This is a genomic window from Nocardiopsis alba DSM 43377, assembly GCF_000341225.1.
GTDB lineage: Bacteria > Actinomycetota > Actinomycetes > Streptosporangiales > Streptosporangiaceae > Nocardiopsis > Nocardiopsis alba.
Genome location: NZ_ANAC01000002.1, coordinates 14290 through 31167 on the forward strand (window position 1 = coordinate 14290; position 16878 = coordinate 31167).

At 69.3% G+C, this 16878-nt stretch carries 13 protein-coding genes; 10 read left to right on the plus strand and 3 right to left on the minus strand.

The window, feature by feature from the left end; genetic code table 11:
* Positions 1-271: 271 nt before the first annotated feature.
* The 9 genes from D451_RS0101675 (at position 272) to D451_RS0101715 (ending at position 10475) form a co-directional block, all read left to right on the plus strand.
* Entirely contained in the window at positions 272-1537 is a 1266-nt protein-coding gene (locus D451_RS0101675) for an activator-dependent family glycosyltransferase (protein WP_020379929.1), read from the plus strand.
* A 109-nt stretch (positions 1538-1646) separates the two neighbouring features.
* Positions 1647-2912, plus strand: coding sequence for a nucleotide disphospho-sugar-binding domain-containing protein (locus D451_RS0101680; RefSeq protein WP_026124740.1), 1266 nt, complete (start codon positions 1647-1649; stop codon positions 2910-2912).
* 613 nt (positions 2913-3525) lie between these two features.
* The gene (locus D451_RS0101685) at positions 3526-4092 is read left to right on the plus strand and encodes an LmbU family transcriptional regulator (protein WP_014910516.1); all 567 of its coding nucleotides are present in this window, start codon (positions 3526-3528) and stop codon (positions 4090-4092) included.
* A gap of 43 nt (positions 4093-4135) precedes the next feature.
* Positions 4136-5257 (plus strand): DegT/DnrJ/EryC1/StrS family aminotransferase, encoded by a 1122-nt coding sequence (locus D451_RS0101690; RefSeq protein WP_014911770.1) that lies wholly within the window; start codon positions 4136-4138, stop codon positions 5255-5257.
* Positions 5254-6648 carry an NDP-hexose 2,3-dehydratase family protein gene (locus D451_RS0101695; RefSeq protein WP_014911243.1) on the plus strand — a complete coding sequence of 465 codons (1395 nt, stop codon included), beginning with the start codon at positions 5254-5256 and terminating at the stop codon, positions 6646-6648. Before D451_RS0101690 ends, D451_RS0101695 begins: the two co-directional genes overlap by 4 nt.
* 55 nt (positions 6649-6703) lie before the next feature.
* Positions 6704-8017: a nucleotide disphospho-sugar-binding domain-containing protein gene (locus D451_RS0101700; RefSeq protein WP_017533191.1), complete on the plus strand. Its 1314-nt coding sequence runs from the start codon at positions 6704-6706 to the stop codon at positions 8015-8017.
* Positions 8018-8099: 82 nt separating this feature from the next.
* On the plus strand, positions 8100-8645 hold the full coding sequence (locus tag D451_RS0101705; RefSeq protein WP_014913033.1) for a GNAT family N-acetyltransferase: 546 nt from the start codon (positions 8100-8102) through the stop codon (positions 8643-8645).
* A gap of 131 nt (positions 8646-8776) precedes the next feature.
* Positions 8777-9439 carry a leucine efflux protein LeuE gene (gene leuE, locus D451_RS0101710; RefSeq protein WP_014909903.1) on the plus strand — a complete coding sequence of 221 codons (663 nt, stop codon included), beginning with the start codon at positions 8777-8779 and terminating at the stop codon, positions 9437-9439.
* Between the two features lie 163 nt (positions 9440-9602).
* Positions 9603-10475 (plus strand): oxidoreductase, encoded by an 873-nt coding sequence (locus D451_RS0101715; RefSeq protein ID WP_017533192.1) that lies wholly within the window; start codon positions 9603-9605, stop codon positions 10473-10475.
* A gap of 142 nt (positions 10476-10617) precedes the next feature.
* Here the strand turns inward: D451_RS0101715 and D451_RS0101720 are convergent, their stop codons facing one another.
* Together D451_RS0101720 and fepB are read right to left on the minus strand one after the other, a co-directional pair.
* Positions 10618-13077 (minus strand): penicillin acylase family protein, encoded by a 2460-nt coding sequence (locus D451_RS0101720; protein ID WP_017533193.1) that lies wholly within the window; start codon positions 13075-13077, stop codon positions 10618-10620.
* A 344-nt stretch (positions 13078-13421) separates the two neighbouring features.
* Complete coding sequence (gene fepB, locus D451_RS0101725; RefSeq protein WP_017533194.1) at positions 13422-14429, minus strand: Fe2+-enterobactin ABC transporter substrate-binding protein; 1008 nt, start codon at positions 14427-14429, stop codon at positions 13422-13424.
* A 35-nt stretch (positions 14430-14464) separates the two neighbouring features.
* On the opposite strand from fepB, the gene fes reads away from it, so the two are divergent.
* Positions 14465-15817, plus strand: coding sequence for an enterochelin esterase (gene fes / locus D451_RS0101730; protein ID WP_017533195.1), 1353 nt, complete (start codon positions 14465-14467; stop codon positions 15815-15817).
* A gap of 21 nt (positions 15818-15838) precedes the next feature.
* Here the strand turns inward: fes and D451_RS0101735 are convergent, their stop codons facing one another.
* Positions 15839-16876 (minus strand): nitronate monooxygenase, encoded by a 1038-nt coding sequence (locus D451_RS0101735; protein WP_017533196.1) that lies wholly within the window; start codon positions 16874-16876, stop codon positions 15839-15841.
* Positions 16877-16878 lie beyond the last annotated feature (2 nt).

Genomic DNA, 16878 nt, shown 5'->3' on the forward strand with positions numbered 1-16878 from the left:
GAACTCCGTTCAGTGTGCATTCGAAGGCGGAATAGGGGCCATCGGATCCACGCATCGATGAATGGACCAGAGATTCGGGGAGAGGCTGTTCGCGGGGCAGGCTACACCGGGGGAGAGGTGTGCACATGCCGCGAGAGTATGTTGACTTCGCGCGGTCCGAGGATTCCCCGGCGGATGAAGGTCCACGTTATGAGAGATCCGGGAGTTCTTCATTCGAGAGGGGAACAAGGTTGAATATCGTGAGTGCGCCGATGATAAGGGAGGCGTGAACATGCGTGTGGTGATCGCGACTCCCGCGGAGCGAACACATTTCCTGAATCTCGTTCCGTTGGCGTGGGCGTTGAGGTCGGCGGGGCACGAGGTGGTGGTGGCGAGCCAGCCGGAGCTGGCCGGTGCGGTCTCCGCCGCCGGGCTGCCCTTCGCCCCGGTCGGACGGGACCACCGTCTACGGGAACTCACCCGTCGGCTGTACAGCCTGCCGGGAGCGGCCGACGCGGTCGACTGGGGCGACGAACGGACCTGGCGGTTGCCGTGGAACGTGCTGCGCGTTCACTACCGACAGATCGTCGGTTTCTGGTGGAAGGCGATGAACGAACTCCTCGCCGACGACCTCGTGGACCTGTGCCGTACCTGGAGACCCGACCTCGTGGTGTGGGAGCCGACGACCTTCGCGGCGGCGGTGGCCGCGCGCGCCACGGGGGCCGCGCACGTGCGCTTCCTGTGGAGTCTGGACCTGATCGCCCGGATGCGGGGTTCCTATCTGGAACGTATGGCGGAGCAGCCCGCCCACTCCCGTGAGGATCCGCTGGGCACGTGGCTGTCGGGGCTGGCGGCCCGTTACGGGGTGGAGTTCGACGAGGAACTGGTGGTCGGACAGCTCACGGTCGACCAGATCCCGCCCGGGATGCGCTTGGACGTCGGGGAAAGGGCCCGGTACGAGGGGTCTCGGTTCGTTCCCTACAACGGTCGTGCCGTGGTGCCCGAGTGGCTGCGCCGGCCCGCCGAGGGCCCTCGTCTGTGTCTGACGTTGGGCACGAGTTCGACCGGTTGGTACGGCGGGGACTCCTCTCTGATCCGGTCCTCCATCGACGTGCTGGGCGAGGTGGAGGCCGAGGTGGTGGCCACCGTCCCTCCGAAGGCGAGGGAGGAACTGGGAACGGTGCCCTCCAACGTGCGGCTGGTGGACTACGTGCCGCTGCACGCTCTGGCCGCGACCAGTACCGCCGCCGTCAACCATGGAGGCCCCGGCAGCGTGCTCACCTCGATGTCCTACGGTCTCCCCCAGGTGATGGTCGCCGACTCCCGGCTGTTCGACACACGACTGTTGGCGCGCGGAGTGGCGGAGGCGGGCGGCGGGATCTCGTTGGAGGCCGACCGCGTCGGCCCGGATGATCTGCGCCGGGCGGCCCTGCGGGTCCTGGAGGACGAGGAAACGCGTCGGGGGGCGGCGGAGCTGCGCGGACGTATGCGCTCTCAAGGCGGCCCGTCCGCTCTCGTCGGCCGTCTGGAACGACACGTCACCGACGGGCGGACCTGACGGCGGCAGGGGTGTCCCGCCGGCAGGACACCCCGATCGTGGACATCTCCCCGGCGTGCCGCGGGTCCGTCCCGCCGGTGGATCGGGACGATTCGGTACGGAGACGGTTATGCGTGTTGTCGTGGCGACGATCGCCGAACGAAGTCACTTTCTCGCGGTGGTCCCGTTGGCGTGGGCGTTGAGGTCGGCGGGGCACGAGGTGGTGGTGGCCAGCCAGCCGGAGCTGGCCGGCGCGGTCTCCGCCGCCGGGCTGCCCTTCGCCCCGGTCGGCCGGGGGGACGTCCTGGCCCGGGTGCTGCGCCGGCTGCGGGGCCGTTCCGGAACGATGGAGGCCGTCGACTGGCACGACGCGCGGACCTGGGAGCTGCCGTGGTCCGAACTCTCGACACACATGCGACACATGGTGACGTTCTGGTGGCGGATGGTCAATGAGCCCATGGTCGGCGACCTCGTGGACCTGTGCCGCACCTGGAAACCCGACCTCGTGGTGTGGGACCCCATCACCCTGTGTGCCCCGGTGGCGGCGCGTGCCTGTGGGGCCGCGCACGTGCGCTTCCTGTGGGGTGTGGACACCTTCGCCCGGATGAGGGGTTCCTACCTGGGGCGGATGGAGGAGCAGGTCCCCGAGGTCCGTGAGGATCCGTTGGGTGAGTGGTTGTCGGGGTTGGCGGCCCGTTACGGGGTGGAGTTCGACGAGGAGTTGGTGGTGGGTCAGGCCACCATCGATCAGGTTCCGGACGTGTTGCGGATACCGGTCAATGACCGGTTGGGGGTGCGGTATCTGGGGATGCGGTTCGTTCCCTACAACGGTCGCGCGGTGGTACCGGACTGGCTGCGTGAGCGTCCTGAGGGTCGGCGTCTGTGTTTGACGTTGGGGACCAGCGCCACGGATCGGTTCGGTGGGTACACGTTGCCGTTGGGCGAGGTGTTGGAGGCGTTGGGCCAGGTGGACGCCGAGGTGGTGGCCACCGTCCCGCTCAAAGCCCGCCAGGACCTGGGTGCGGTGCCTTCGAACGTGCGGTTGGTGGACTACGTGCCGTTGCACGCTCTGGCCGCGACCAGCACCGCCACCATCAACCACAGCGGCTTCGGCAGCGCCCTCACCTGCCTGGAACAGGGGCTCCCGCAGGTGCTGTTCACCGACCGTCGGATGTTCGACACCCCTGAGTTGGCGCGGCGGATCACCGGTGCCGGCGCGGCCGTGCTCCTGGAGTCCGGGTCCGCCGGACCGGAGGACTTCCTCCGCGCGGCGGAGAGGGCCCTGACCGAGACCGGTCTCACCGAGAGGTCGGCATCGCTGGGCGAGTGGATAAGGACCCGGCCCACCCCCGCCGCGGTGGCCGCCGAATTGGAACGGATCGCACACGTTCCGTGAAATCAATCGCGTGAACGAATGACTGCGGAATGTACACGAACTCGAAACAAGGTTTTTCGATATCGATTCGATCCCGCCGACGTGAAGTAAACGTTTACATTCGCGGTGGGTTCGGGGGCTCCGGGGTCCGCCTATCGCCCTGTCGGTGGTTCTGGTCGGCGTGGTGGCCGGGAGAAGGCGAGCATCTTGATGTCCATCCTCGCATTTCATGTTTCGGGTCGGCCTCTTCCTTGCTCGTGGGCATGGCCGTCCATCCTTCTCCGGGTGGCTCGATGGAGGGGCGAAGAGTCGTCATGAAGCACCTCTGACCAGTTGAAACCTGTCGACCCCTCTTTATGGAACGGAGTTCCATTTCTCTGCACCCCACCTTCGGGCCGGCCTTGTGTCCTGTGGGGGCGGTGGCGCTCGGGGGTGGGTTATGGGCATCCATGAATCGGATATATGACCCGAGGGGTGTGTTAATCGAGTGAAAGCTGGTAAATTACCGCCACCCCCTTACATCGCTCATCGTGCAAGAGGAAGTAATTCATCTCCCATGGTCAAGGTAGCGATGCCTGTAAAAAGCCATACAGAAAGTATCGGTCGCAACTCGCGGCGTAACGGTCGAATCGCCATGCGGGGAGTGACCACACGCAGGACGACACTCCTGCTCCCCACCGGGATGCCGATCGACGATTGGGAGGCCATCGGGCATCACATATTCGTGATCTCCGATTCCTCGGGATGGTGGCTGGGTGACTGGCTGGTCTACGGCCAGGAAAACTATCCGAACCGCTACAAGTGTGCCATCGCGGCTACCTCTCTGGACTATCAGACACTGCGCAACTACGCGTGGGTGGCGCGCAAATTCGTTCCCGAGCGTCGGCGCGAGAAGCTGAGTATGCAGCATCACGCCGAAGTCGCCGGCCTCTCTTTGGAGGAGCAGGAGCACTGGCTCTCCCAGGCCGAGGCCGAGGGATGGTCGAGGAACGAACTTCGGAGACGGACCCAGGCCGGAGCGAAACGTACACCCGCTCAGATCTCCTCCGTGCAGGTGAACGTGAGGGGTTCCCGTAAGGAGCATTGGCAGAAGGCGGCCGAGAGCTCCGGCATGGAACTGGTGGATTGGATCGGTACCACTCTCGACACCGCCGCGCAACACGCGCTGACCTCGGTGGTGGAGAAGGCCGAAGCCCAGTAGAACAACTGAGCGATTCGACCGTTCAAGGAAAAGGGTGAGGATCTTGACCACGTACGTCTGGGGTTACCTGGAGGAGTACGCGCAGGAGCGGGAAGACCTGCTCGACGCGGTGGACACCGTCTTCAAGTCCGGTCAACTGGTGTGGGGTCCCTTCGCCGAGGCCTTCGAGCGGGACTTCGCGGACTACCACGGTGTCGCGCACTGCGCCGGTGTGGACAACGGGACGAACGCGATCGTGCTGGCGCTGAGAGCGCTCGGCGTCTCCCCCGGGGACGAGGTCATCACCGTCTCCAACACCGCCGCGCCGACCGTTCTGGCGATCGACATGGTCGGTGCCGTACCGGTCTTCGTCGACATCGACCCGAAGACCTATCTGATGGACGTCGACCTGGTGGAGGCGGCGATCACCCCGCGCACCAGGTGCATCCTGCCCGTCCACCTGTACGGGCAGTGCGTCGACATGGATCCCCTCCAGGCCTTGGCCGCCGCTCACGACATCCCCGTGCTCGAGGACTGCGCCCAGGCCCACGGCGCGCGCTACAAGGGTCGGATCGCCGGTTCGATGGGGCAGGCGGGCGCCTTCTCCTTCTACCCGACCAAGGTCCTGGGCGCTTACGGCCACGCGGGCGCGACCATCACCGACGACCCGGAGATCGACGCGCGACTGCGCCGGCTGCGCTACTACGGGATGGACGAGCAGCAGTACTACGTCGTGGAGCAGGGGGGCCAGAACAGCCGCCTCGACCAGGTCCACGCCGAGATCCTGCGCCGTAAGCTCACCCGTCTCGACGGCTACATCGAGGCCCGCCGCGCCATCGCGGCCAGGTACGACGAGAGCCTGAAGGACCTGCTCGACAGCGGGCTCATCCTGCCCGAGACCGTCGGGTACAACGAGCACTCGTACTACCTGTACGTGGTCCGGCACCCGGAGCGCGACCGCATCATCGAGGCCATGAAGGCCTATGACATCTCCCTGAACATCAGCTACCCGTGGCCGGTGCACACGATGACGGGCTTCTCCCGCTTCGGCTATGGGAAGGGGGACCTGCCGCACACGGAGGAGGTCGCCGGCGAGATCTTCTCGCTGCCGATGTTCCCCTCCCTGGGCGAGTCCAAGCAGGCCGAGATCATCGAGGCCCTGCGTACGACCGTGGAATCCCTGTGACCGGGAGGGACGCCGCTCGTTTCACCGGGTCGGCCTCCGGCCACGGAACCTCCCAGAGCACGGACGACGAGATCTGGGAGTGGTGGACGGGGCTACCGCGTGAGGACGCCTTCGAGGTCGCCCCGATCCCCTTCGACCGGATGCGGGGATGGGGCTTCGACGACAAGGGGAACCTGGTCCACGACAGCGGCCGGTTCTTCTCGATCGAAGGGCTGAGGATCGACACCGACGACGGTGTCATCACCCAGCCGATCATCGACCAGCCGGAGGTGGGCATCCTCGGTCTCCTGATGAAGGACATCGGGGGGACGCCGCACTTCCTGATGCAGGCGAAGTTCGAGCCCGGCAACCTCAACGTCCGACAGCTGTCGCCGACCGTCCAGGCGACGAGGAGCAACTACATCGGCGTGCACAACGGGCGCGCCACCCCCTACGTGGAGCACTTCCGCTCCGCGCCCCGCGAACGCGTCCTGGTCGACGTCCTCCAGTCCGAGCAGGGCGAGTGGTTCTGGCGCAAGCGCAACCGGAACATGGTGGTCGAGGTCGAGGGTGACGTCGAGGAGCGGGAGGGTTTCCGCTGGCTGACGCTCGCGCAGATCAACCGGCTGATGGCCACCGACGACGTGATCAACATGGACGCCCGGACCGTGCTGGCCTGCCTGCCCTTGGCACCCGCCGAGGAACCGGGCCCGGGCGAGCCCGACGACGCCTTCGTCCGGGCACTGCGACGCTCGTACCACGTGAAGGACGACGATCCCGCGGCGGCGAACACGCTGGCCGGGATCGTCGGCCTGCTCACCGACGTCAAGGTCGCCTGTACCCGGGACCGGCGGCTCGTTCCGTTGACCGAGGTCGAGGGGTGGTCGATCACCGACGAGGAGATCGTGGACGACGCCCGCCGGGAGTTCCGGGTGATGGCCGTCGACGTGCGGGCCGAGGGGCGAGAGGTGGGTCGATGGACCCAGCCCCTCCTGGAACCTCACGACGTCCACACGGCGGTGTTCCTGACCAAGGACATCGGCGGGGTGCTCCACGTACTGCTCGCGACCCGGGCCGAACCCGGGCTGGCGGACATGGTGGAGTTCGGTCCCACGGTGCGTCTGCGTTCGCCGGAGGAGGACCCCGGGCTTCCCGAGGGGTTCGCCGAGGCGCTCGCGCTCGACGACCCCGAGCGGGTCCGGCGCGACGTCGTGCTCTCCGAGGAGGGGGGCCGGTTCCGTGCGGCACGGACCCGCTACAGGGTGATCGACGCTGGTGGGATCCTGCCCGACCGGGCGCCGGAGGGCCACTGCTGGGCGACGGTGGGACAGCTCACCGAACTCGTCCGCCACGGTGGTTACCTCACCATCGAGGCGCGTACGTTGCTGGCCTGCCTGCACGGCCTCTGGTGAAGAGCGTCCACCGCCGCCGGCGGTGGACGGACGAGCATAGAAAGCGAGATGCCGGATGCGCATCCTCTTCGTGACCCAGGCCGAGAAGACGCACATGCTCAGCATGGTCCCCCTCGCCTGGGCACTGCGGTCCGCCGGCCACGAGGTCCGGGTGGCGAGCCAGCCGGACCTGCGCGAGGCCGTCGTCGAGACGGGTCTGCCGTTCTGCGCGGTGGGTCCTCCCTACGCCCTCGAACAGTATCTGCGGGCCTTCAAGGCGTTGGAGAGCCAGCACGTCGACGGTGAGGCCGGCGCGGGCCTGGGCGTGACCGTCGACCTCGACGGTATGGACACCGACGAGCTGCTGGAGTTGTACGGCGGCGTCGTGAACTACTGGCTGCGGATGGTCAACGACCTGATGCTCGACGACCTGGTCGCCCTGTGCCGTCAGTGGGGGCCCGACCTGGTGATCTGGGAGCCCAAGACCTACGCGGGCGGCATCGCGGCCGAGGCCGCGGGCGCCTCTCATGCCCGTTTCCTCTGGGGCATGGACGTACTGACGCAGATGCGCATCGAGATCGAGGACAGGACCCCCGACCCCGAGCAGGCGTGGGAGAGGGACAACCTGGCGCGCTGGCTCGCGGGCCGGGCGGCCCGCTACGGCGTCGAGTTCGGCGAATCGCTGGTCCACGGCCAGGTCACGCTCGACCCCTTCCCCGAGGAGGTCCAGCTGGAACTGGGGACGAGGACGTCCCGTCGACCGATCCGGTACGTTCCCTTCAACGGCGCGGCGCGGGTGCCCGCCTGGCTGCGTTCCCGGCCCGACCATCCCCGCGTGTGCGTGACCATGGGGTCGTCGAGCATGGAACGTTTCGACGGCAACCACCATCTGGGTGACTTCCTGGCGGCTCTGGCCGAGCTGGACGTGGAGATCATCGCGACCCTGCCGGACGAACAGAGCGAGGAACTGAGGACGTTGCCCGACAACGTCCGGATCTTCTCGCACGTGCCCATGCAACCCCTGTTGGAGACCTGCGACGCGGTCGTCCACCACGGCGGCGCCGGCACCTGTCTGACCGCGATGTCGCTCGGCGTTCCGCAGCTGATCATCTCGGACCTGGTCATGCCCAAGTACCAGTTCGACGAACGGGTCCTGGCCGGGCGACTCGCCGCCCAGGGCGCCTCCATCGAGCTCTCCGGTGAGGACGTGACGCCCGCGAGGACGCGGGAGGCCCTCCGGTCGCTCCTGGCCGGCTCGGGGTTCCGTCGAGGGGCGGGCCTGCTGCGCGAACGGATGCTGGGCACACCCACGCCGGCGGAGTTCGCCCGGCGGGTCGAGGAGCTCGTCATGGGGGGCGTCCGGCCGGACGATCCGGTGCCCACCGCCTGACACGGGTCGTGCCGTCTCCGAAACGCCTCGGTCGTGGGCGTCCCCTTCGGAGAGCACCACCAACGAACATCGGGAGAACCTGTTGCTTGTTCCACACCTGGAGACCCGGCGCGTCGTGTTCCGGACCGCCACTCCGGACAGCGCCGACGACCTGTACGACAGCCTGCTGCGCGCGGGGCTGGAGACGCTGCCCGCCCTCGACGACTTCCGCAGCGGTTTCGAGATGGCGGTACAGGAGGACTTCACGCTCTTCGCGATCTGCCTGCGCTCCAACGGCAGGTTCGTGGGCTTCGGAAGCCTGCGGGACCGCGACCCGGCCGGCCACCTGAAGATGGGCATCTCGATGAACACGGAGATGCTCTCCTACGGTGAGGGGGCCGAGGCGATGCTCCTGCTGGCCAACTACGGGTTCGCACGGTGGGACCACATCCGGCGCGTGTACATCGAGAGCACCGAGGCGAGCATCGCCCGCTTCGGGGCGGCCCTGTCCTCCCTCCGGAGCGAGGTGACCCTGCGCGACCACACCTTCTTCCGCGGTCGGCTGTGGGACATGCACTACTACGCGGTGACCCGTGACGAGTGGGAGCGCGGCGGCGCCCCCGTCCTGGAACGACTGGTCCCTCGGTAGGAGCCTGACGGAAGCGGACGGAACCGTCCGGGGCGGGGAGCCCCCGCCCCGGACGTCCGATACCGCGGAGTGGGGCTCACCACCCACGAACAGGGTGGTGGACGCCGTTCACCGGGTGGAACACTGCGATCATGCTCGGCATCATCGACCTGCCCACCTACCTGGCCGGTCTCATCCTCATCGTGCTCCTCCCGGGGCCCAACTCGATCTACGTGCTCTCCGTGGCCGCGCGCAGCGGCACCCGGGCCGGGTACACGGCCGCCGCGGGGGTCTTCACCGGCGACGCCGTGCTCATGATCCTCGCCGCCGCGGGCGCCGCCACGCTGTTGGGTACCAACCCGCTGGTCTTCGCGGTCGTCAAGTTCGTGGGCGCCGCCTACCTGGTGTGGATGGCGATCGGGATGCTGCGCACCGCCCACGCCATGTGGACCTCCCGGCATCAGCGGGCCGAGGAGCAGCGCGCCGCCGACGCCGCCCCGGCGCCGAGCACCGGAGAGCGGCCCTACCGACGGGCGCTGGTGGTCTCTCTGTTCAACCCGAAGGTGATCCTGTTCCTGATCTCCTTCTTCGTGCAGTTCGTCGACCCGAACTACGCCTACCCGGCGCTGTCCTTCCTGGTCCTGGGGCTGCTGTTGCAGCTGGTCAGCTTCCTGTACCTGTCCGCCCTGATCTTCAGCGGCACCCGGCTGGCGGCGGCCTTCTCCCGGCGTCGGCGTCTCTCCGCCGGAGCGACCTCGGTGGCGGGCGCCCTGTTCCTGGGGTTCGCGGTGAAGCTCTCCCTCAGCACCGCCTGACCTCGGCCGCCCATCACCGCTTCGGCCCGGTCCTCTCCTCATGAGGGCCGGGCCTCGTCCTTTCCGGGGGCACGCTCCCGGGCGGCGGGTTCTCGGGGACCGGGCCGACGCGTCCCGTCGAGAGGGTCGACGATCTTCGGATGATCGCCCTAACGTTGAGGAGATGAGCGCCGAGAAGATCTCCATGCCCGACCTCAACGGTCGCACCGCCGTCATCACCGGGGCCAACAGCGGCCTCGGCCTGGAGACCGCCAAGGTCCTGGCCGGACTCGGGGCCCGTGTGGTCCTGGCCGTGCGCGACACCGGGAAGGGGGAGGCCGCCGCCCGGTCGATCGAGGGCGAGACCGAGGTCCGCCGTCTCGACCTCGCCGACCTGGCCTCGGTGCGCGCCTTCGCGCAGGGGTGGAAGGGCGACCTCGAACTCCTGATCAACAACGCCGGGCTCATGGCGGTCCCGAAGTCCACCACCGAGGACGGCTTCGAGACCCAGTTCGGCGTCAACCACCTGGGCCACTTCGCCCTCACCAATCTGCTGCTGGAACACGTCACCGGGCGGGTGGTCACCGTCTCCTCCGGGCTGCACCGGCTCTCGCGCGGTATCCACTTCGACGACGTGAACCTGGAGAAGGGGTACACCCCCTACCGGGCGTACGGGCAGTCGAAGCTGGCCAACCTGCTCTTCACCCTGGAGTTGCAGCGCCGACTCGACGAGGTCGGATCGCCGGTCCTGGCCGTGGCGGCCCACCCCGGTTACGCGGCCACCAACCTTCAGGGGCGTACCGGGAACGCTCTGGAGGACCGGGCCATGGGGGTGTTGAACAAGGTCGTCGCGCAGAGCGCCGCGCACGGCGCCCTCCCCACGATCCACGCCGCCACCCAGGACGTGCCCGGCGCCTTCTTCGCCGGTCCCACGGGTCTGTTCATGAACGGCGCGCCCGGCCCGTCGAGTCGCTCCTCCGCCGCTCGGGACGCCGAGGCCGCCCGCCGGCTGTGGGATCTGTCCGAAGAACTGACCGGGGTCTCCTTCCCGTTGTGAGGCCGGATCGGTGTAACGCCGAAGAACATGTACAGCGTTACCCCGGCCCGTGGCCACCTCCGGGCGGGGAGAACGCGGTGCTGAAACGCCGACGGCCCCGGATGGCGTTACACCATCCGGGGCCGCGCGCCTCAAGGACCGGTCAGGGGGTGAGGGTGAGCTCGTCCGTGCTCGCCTCGCGGACGGCCTCCTCGGTCACCGCCCACGGCAGCGAGGAGCCCTCGGCCCACAGCTCCAACTGGTCGTCGTAGTTGGGGTGGAAGGCGTGCCCGGAGTTACCGGTGAGGTGGATCCAGGTGGAGGCGTCCCGGTCGGCCAGGTTCGCGACCATGCGCATGGACGGGACGGTGGTGATGCCGTACCCCTCGGCCGCGTTCCAGCCGGTCGCGTTGACGATGCTCGAACCGCCGGAGCTCTCCACCGGGCCGCGGTTGAACAGCCACTCCACCGGGGCGATCCCGGAGCTGCCGAAGGACTCGTGGGTGGCGGTGAGGGTGTGCAGATCGCCCCAACGCCAGTCGGCGGGGGTGTCGCCGAGCAGGTCGGTGAGCTCCTCGGCGGCCTCGTCCATGGCGGTGGCGAGCACCTCCTCGCGGCCGTCGGCCTTCTCACCCTCCCACCAGGAGGACTCGGGGTCCTCCAGCAGCAGGCCCACCACGTACATGCCGCGCGAACCGGTGTTCATGTCCACGTCGCCCAGCTCGTCGAAGAGCAGTGGCAGCAGGTGGCGCCAGGTGGCGTTGTAGAAGGCGGCGCCCGCCGAGTCGGTGTCGTTGACGTGGTCCCAGTCGGCCAGCTCCTCCTGGGCCTTCGCGGTGACCCCGTCGACCTCGACGTCCAACAGGTAGGGGGTGATGTCGACCGCGGCCTCGTGGCGCGAGTCCATCATCACGTCCTCCATGTCCTGGACGGTGACCGGACCGGCGGCGATCCGCTCCGCCAACAGGTCGTTGATCCGCTGACTCCGGTAGCCGTAGTCCCAGTCGGTGGTGAGGAAGTGCTCGTAGTCCTCGTCCACGACCGACTGGTTGGCGGTGACGATGAACCCGGACTCGGGGTTGAGCACGCTGGGCAGCTCGTCGAAGGGCAGGTACTCCTCGTCCCAGTCGTAGTCGGAGTCCCAGCCCGGGGCGGGCCAACGGCCGTCGCCCTCGCCGCGCACCGGCACCCGGCCGGGCGCCTGGTAGCCGATGTTGCCCTCCTCGTCCGCGTAGACGAGGTTCTGCGCGGGGACCTCGAAGCGGGAGGCGCCGGCCCGGAACTCGTCCCAGTCGCGGGCGCGGTTCATGGCGAAGATGGCGTCGGCGGTGGCCCCGGGCTGGAGCGCGGTCCAGCTGAGGGAGACCGTGTAGGGGGCGTCGTCGCCCTCGGAGGGGTTCTCGCCGATGGTGGCCAGGTTCGCGCCGAGCCCGGTGTCGGACATGATCGGCCCGTGGTGGGTGGCGCGGATGGTGATGTCGACGTCCTCGCCGCCGGCGACCTCGATGGTGTCCTCGATGATCTCCAGCGGGCGCTTCTCGCCGTCGACCACGTACTCGTCGCCCTCGATCCGCTCGAGGTACAGGTCCATGACGTCGGGGTTGAGGTTGGTGAAGCCCCAGGCGATGGAGTCGTTCTGGCCGATGATCACGCCGGGCAGACCGGAGAAGCCGAAGCCGCTCACGTCGAAGGGGCAGGCCTCGCTCACCTCGGTGCAGTGGAGGCCGATCTGGTGCCAGGTGGAGGGCATGGAGGCCCCGAGGTGGGGGTCGTTGGTCAGGAGCGGGGAACCGGTGTCGGTGTGCTCGCCGGAGACCACCCAGGAGTTGGAGCCCAGGTCGGGGTGGCCGGAGGGGCCGATGAGGTCGGGGATGGTGTCCTGGACGCCGGACAGGTTCGCGAGCGCGTCGAGGGCCTCGTCGGGAAGCTCGGGGGCTGAGGCCAGGTCGGCGTCGGGGGCGGCGCCGTCGTGCTCGTCGGTGTCGGTGATCGGGACGTGCCGCTCGGTCGGGTAGGCCGGGTACAGCTCCTCGATCAGGTCGCGGTCGAGACCGTTGGCGAGCAGCAGGGCGCGGTCGGTCTCCTCCTGGAGGTTGCCGCCCAGGTCCCAGGCCATGGCCTTGAGCCAGGCGAGGCTGTCGGTGGGGGTCCACGGCTCGATGCTGTAGTCGTCGGCGGTGATGCCGAGCAGACCGTACTCCAGGCTCGCGGAGAGCCCGTCGTTCTGGTCGAGCCAGGCGTTCACCCCGGCGGCGTAGGCGTCGAGGTAGCTCCGAGAGTCCTCGTCGAGGAGGTCGTACTCCTGCTCGGCGACCCGGCGCCAGCCCATGGTGCGCAGGTAGACGTCGGTCTCGACCTGGGCCTCACCGAAGAGTTCCGCGGTGCGCCCGGCCGTGACGTGACGGCGGAAGTCCATCTCCCAGAAGCGGTCCTGCGCGTGGGTGAAGCCCTGGGCGACGAAGAGGTCCTCGGCGTCGTCCGCGTAGATGTTCGCGACCCCGTACTCGTCGCGCAGCACGGTGACGGGGGAGCCCAGGGCGGGGAGGGAGAGCTCTCCGTCCGTGGTCGGGAAGGACCGGCGTACCGCCCACACCCCCAGGAGGGAGGCGATGAGGGCCAGCACGGCGATCGTCGCTATAAACCACAAAAGGACACGAAGTAGGACATTTTTCCGCAATACACCCATGGCGGAACCATAGAGTGTGCCGCGTCACGTGTTCCAGGCCTCACGACCTGCCGGTTTCAATCGTTACCAACAGGTAGGTAAGGGGAGATCGGGGCGGGATCGGCCCGAGTCGAGCGCCCGCCCCGTGACGTGCCCGGAGAGGGGTTCCGGAGGGTGTTCCCGAAGGTCGGGGGCCCCACGAATCGGCGCCCCCTGGAGGCGGAAAGGCCCCGACCGGATCCTTGGCCGTCGCCGTGATCGTGGCGGCCCCGAGCCCTGGGGTCGGCTCGGGGCTCGCGCGATCAACCCAGGAGTTCCACCAGCCGGTCGGCGATCAGCGGAACGCTGTAGTAGTCCAGCCGGAAGGCCTCCGCGCCCAGCGTGAAGGCGCGTCCCTCCTCGTAGGCCGGGGTGCTCTCCAGGATCGGCGCGGTCTCGGCGTAGTCGGCCGGCTCCTCGCCCTGGGTGTTCACGAACAGCAGCGTGCTGTCGCCGAAGTCGGAGGCGCGCTCGGGGGACAGGCGCACGATGTCCGCCCGCTCGGGCCCGCCCTGGTTCCCCGAGGCGGCGAGGTCCTCGGGCATCTCGTGCAGGGTCAGACCGAGCTCGTCGATCAGGCGGCCCTGCGCGGACTCGGAGGTGAAGACGTTGAACCCGTCCGGGGTGCCGGTGAGCACCACCACGTCCTCCTCGGCGGACAGGGCCTCGGAGGTCTCCGCCACGAGGCGTTCGTACTCCTCGGCGATCTCGTCGGCCCGGTCGCCGCGGTCGAAGGCCTCGGCGTATTGCTCGGTGAGCTCGGTCCAGGGGGTGTCGGACTCGCCGTAGACCACGGTGGGCGCGATCTCCGACAGCGTCTCGTAGGTGTCCTGGTCGATGGCGTCGGCGCCGAAGCCGTTGCCCACGATCAGGTCGGGGGCGGCGGCACCGACCGCCTCCAGGGAGACCTCGGGGCCGGGCAGGGGCTCGACGCCGCGTTCGACGGCGACCTCGGCCCACTGGGCGAAGAAACCGTTGTCGTCGGTGAGGGCGGAGGGGCTGGTGGTGGAGGAGGCGGTGACGGGGATGTCGAGGCTCAGAAGCACCGCGGTGCTGGTGACGCTCACCGAGACCACGTTGGCGGGGTCGGCGGGGATCTCGGTCTCGCCGAACACGTGCTCCACGGTCCGGGTGCCGGAGGCCTCACCCTCGGTGGTGGAGGGGCTGTCGGTGTCGCCGGGGTCGGTCCCGCAGGCGGCGAGCACGAGTAGGGCGAGGGCGCCGGAGCAGGCCCCGGTGACCAGCGTGGATCTGGAGTGCGTTAGCTTCATGGGAGCAATATTTAGGTAAGGCTATCCTTATGTCAATGTCACGCGATGTGAACCCGACCCTCATGACCGTCCCGCCCCGTCTCAAGCGCGCCACCCGTCCTCCGCGAGGCGTCTCGCCGCTCATCACCGACCTCGAACGGGCCGCCGCCGAGGGGGACACGGACACCGAGGCCTTCTGGGAACGGGTCGAACGGACCGGCACACCGATCGTCGGAGAACGCGACGACCAGGGCCGACGCACCGCCACCTTCCTCTGGCGCGGCGGCGACGAGCTCGCCGACGTCATCCTCACCGCCGACCGGATCGCCGCCGCCGACTCCTACGAGCGCAACCGCATGGAGCGGATCCCCGGCACCGACGTGTGGCACCTCACCTACCTGATGCGCTCGGACTGGCGGGCCTCCTACAGCGTCGCCCCCGTCCCCGCCGACGGCACGCCCGCCCCCGAGAACGCCCTGTCGGCCACCACCCGCACGCGCCGCGAACGCGCCCTGGCCCTCTCCGACCCCGAGGACCGGCCCGCCGTCGCCCGATGGTTCGACGCCCTCGCCCACGCCCGCCCCGACCCCCGCGCCCGCGAAGCGCTGGACGCCCACCACTCGGTGGTCTCCCTACCCGAGGCGCCGCCCCGACTCCGGCACGACCCCGACGCCCCGCGCGGAACCCTCACCCGGCGCACGCTCGCCTCCGAGCGGCTCGGCAACACCCGCGACGTCTGGATCCACCGACCGGCACGGGAACCGGTCGACGGCACCTGGACCGTCGCGATCCTCCTCGACGGACGGACCTGGCACGACCTGCCCCTGGCCCCGCTGCTCGACGGCCTGATCGCCGACGGCACCCTGCCACCGATGCTCACGGTCATGGTCGACTCACTCGACCAGGCCACCCGCACCAGGGAGCTGGCCTGCCACGACCTCTTCGTCGACTTCCTCGACACCGAACTCCTGCCCTGGCTCGGTGAGCTCCACCCCGTCACCGACGACCCCGGCCGCACGCTCATCGCCGGCCAGAGCCTGGGCGGACTCACCGCCCTCTACGCGGCGCTGCGCCGGCCCGGACGCTTCGGACGGGTGCTGTCCCAGTCCGGCTCCTACTGGTGGCCCAACCCCGCCGTCACCGGGGGAGAGACCGAACGCACGGTGCGTCTGGTGCGCGAGGCCGACGCACTGCCCGAACACGTCCACCTCAGCGCCGGCCTGCACGAATGGGCGCTCCTGGGCACCAACGGCCGCGTCCACGAGGCCCTGATCGAACGCGGCCGGGAACTCGGACTTCCCGGCGACTTCGCGGACTTCACCGAGTACAACGGCGGACACGACAAGGCGTGCTGGCGCGTCGACCTGCCCCACGGGCTGATCGCGCTCACCGAGGACCACGCCCGCTGACCGGGGGCGGGCGCGCGGCACTCAGATACGGGCGCCCGCCTCCACGGCCTCGGCCCGCAGCGTCGACACCAGCTCGCCCGCCGACAGCTCCCGCGAGCGCGCGAAACCGGTGCCCGCCCACAGCGCCATGCCCTGCGGGTCGGCCATCCGGGCGGCCGCCGCGCGCAGCGGCTTCGTCATGTGGTGCACCTCGGGGTAGGCGTCGGGCGCGTCCCGGTGCTCGGCCATGAACCGGTTGGTCAGCCCACGGGCCGGACGACCGGTGAAGGCCCGCGTCAGCGAGGTCTCCGCGAAGTCGGACCCGGCCAACGCCGCCTTGTGCAGCGGCTGCGCGCCGCTCTCGGGGCAGCGCAGGAACGCCGTGCCCGACTGCGCCGCGGCGGCACCGGCGGCCAACACCGCGGCGACGTCGGAACCGTCCATGATCCCGCCGGCGGCGATCACCGGCACGTCCACCGCGGCCACCACCTCCGGCAGCAGCTCCAGCAGCGGGCGGTCGTCCGCACGCTTCGGGTCGAAGGTGGCCCGGTGACCGCCGGCCTCCAGCCCCTGAACGCACACCCCGTCCGCGCCGCGCTCCACGGCGGTCCGGGCCTCGGCCACCGTGGTGACGGTGACGATCGTCGCCGACCCCGCCTCCCGGAACCCGGCCAGTACCTCCGCCGACGGGCAGCCGAAGGTGAAGCTCACGACCGGCACCCGGGCCTGGACGAGCAGGTCGATCTTGGCGGCCCAGCCGTCATCGTCGTACAGGGCCTCGCCCACCTCCACGCCGTAACGGAGCGCGTCCGAGGAGAGCGTGGCGCGGTAGGCCTCCGTCACCGACTCGGGGGCGGCGGCCTCGGAGGGGACGAACACGTTCACCCCGAACACGGTCGTGCCCGCGCCCCGGACCTCCTTCATCCACCGGGCCAACGCCTCGACGCCCAGGTAGCCGGCGGCCAGCGAACCCAGCCCGCCCGCGCTGTCCACCGCCGTCACCAGCTCGGAGGTCGACGCCCCTCCGGCCATCGGCGCCTGGACGATCGGGCGTTCCCGCAGGAGTTCGGACAGGTCCATGG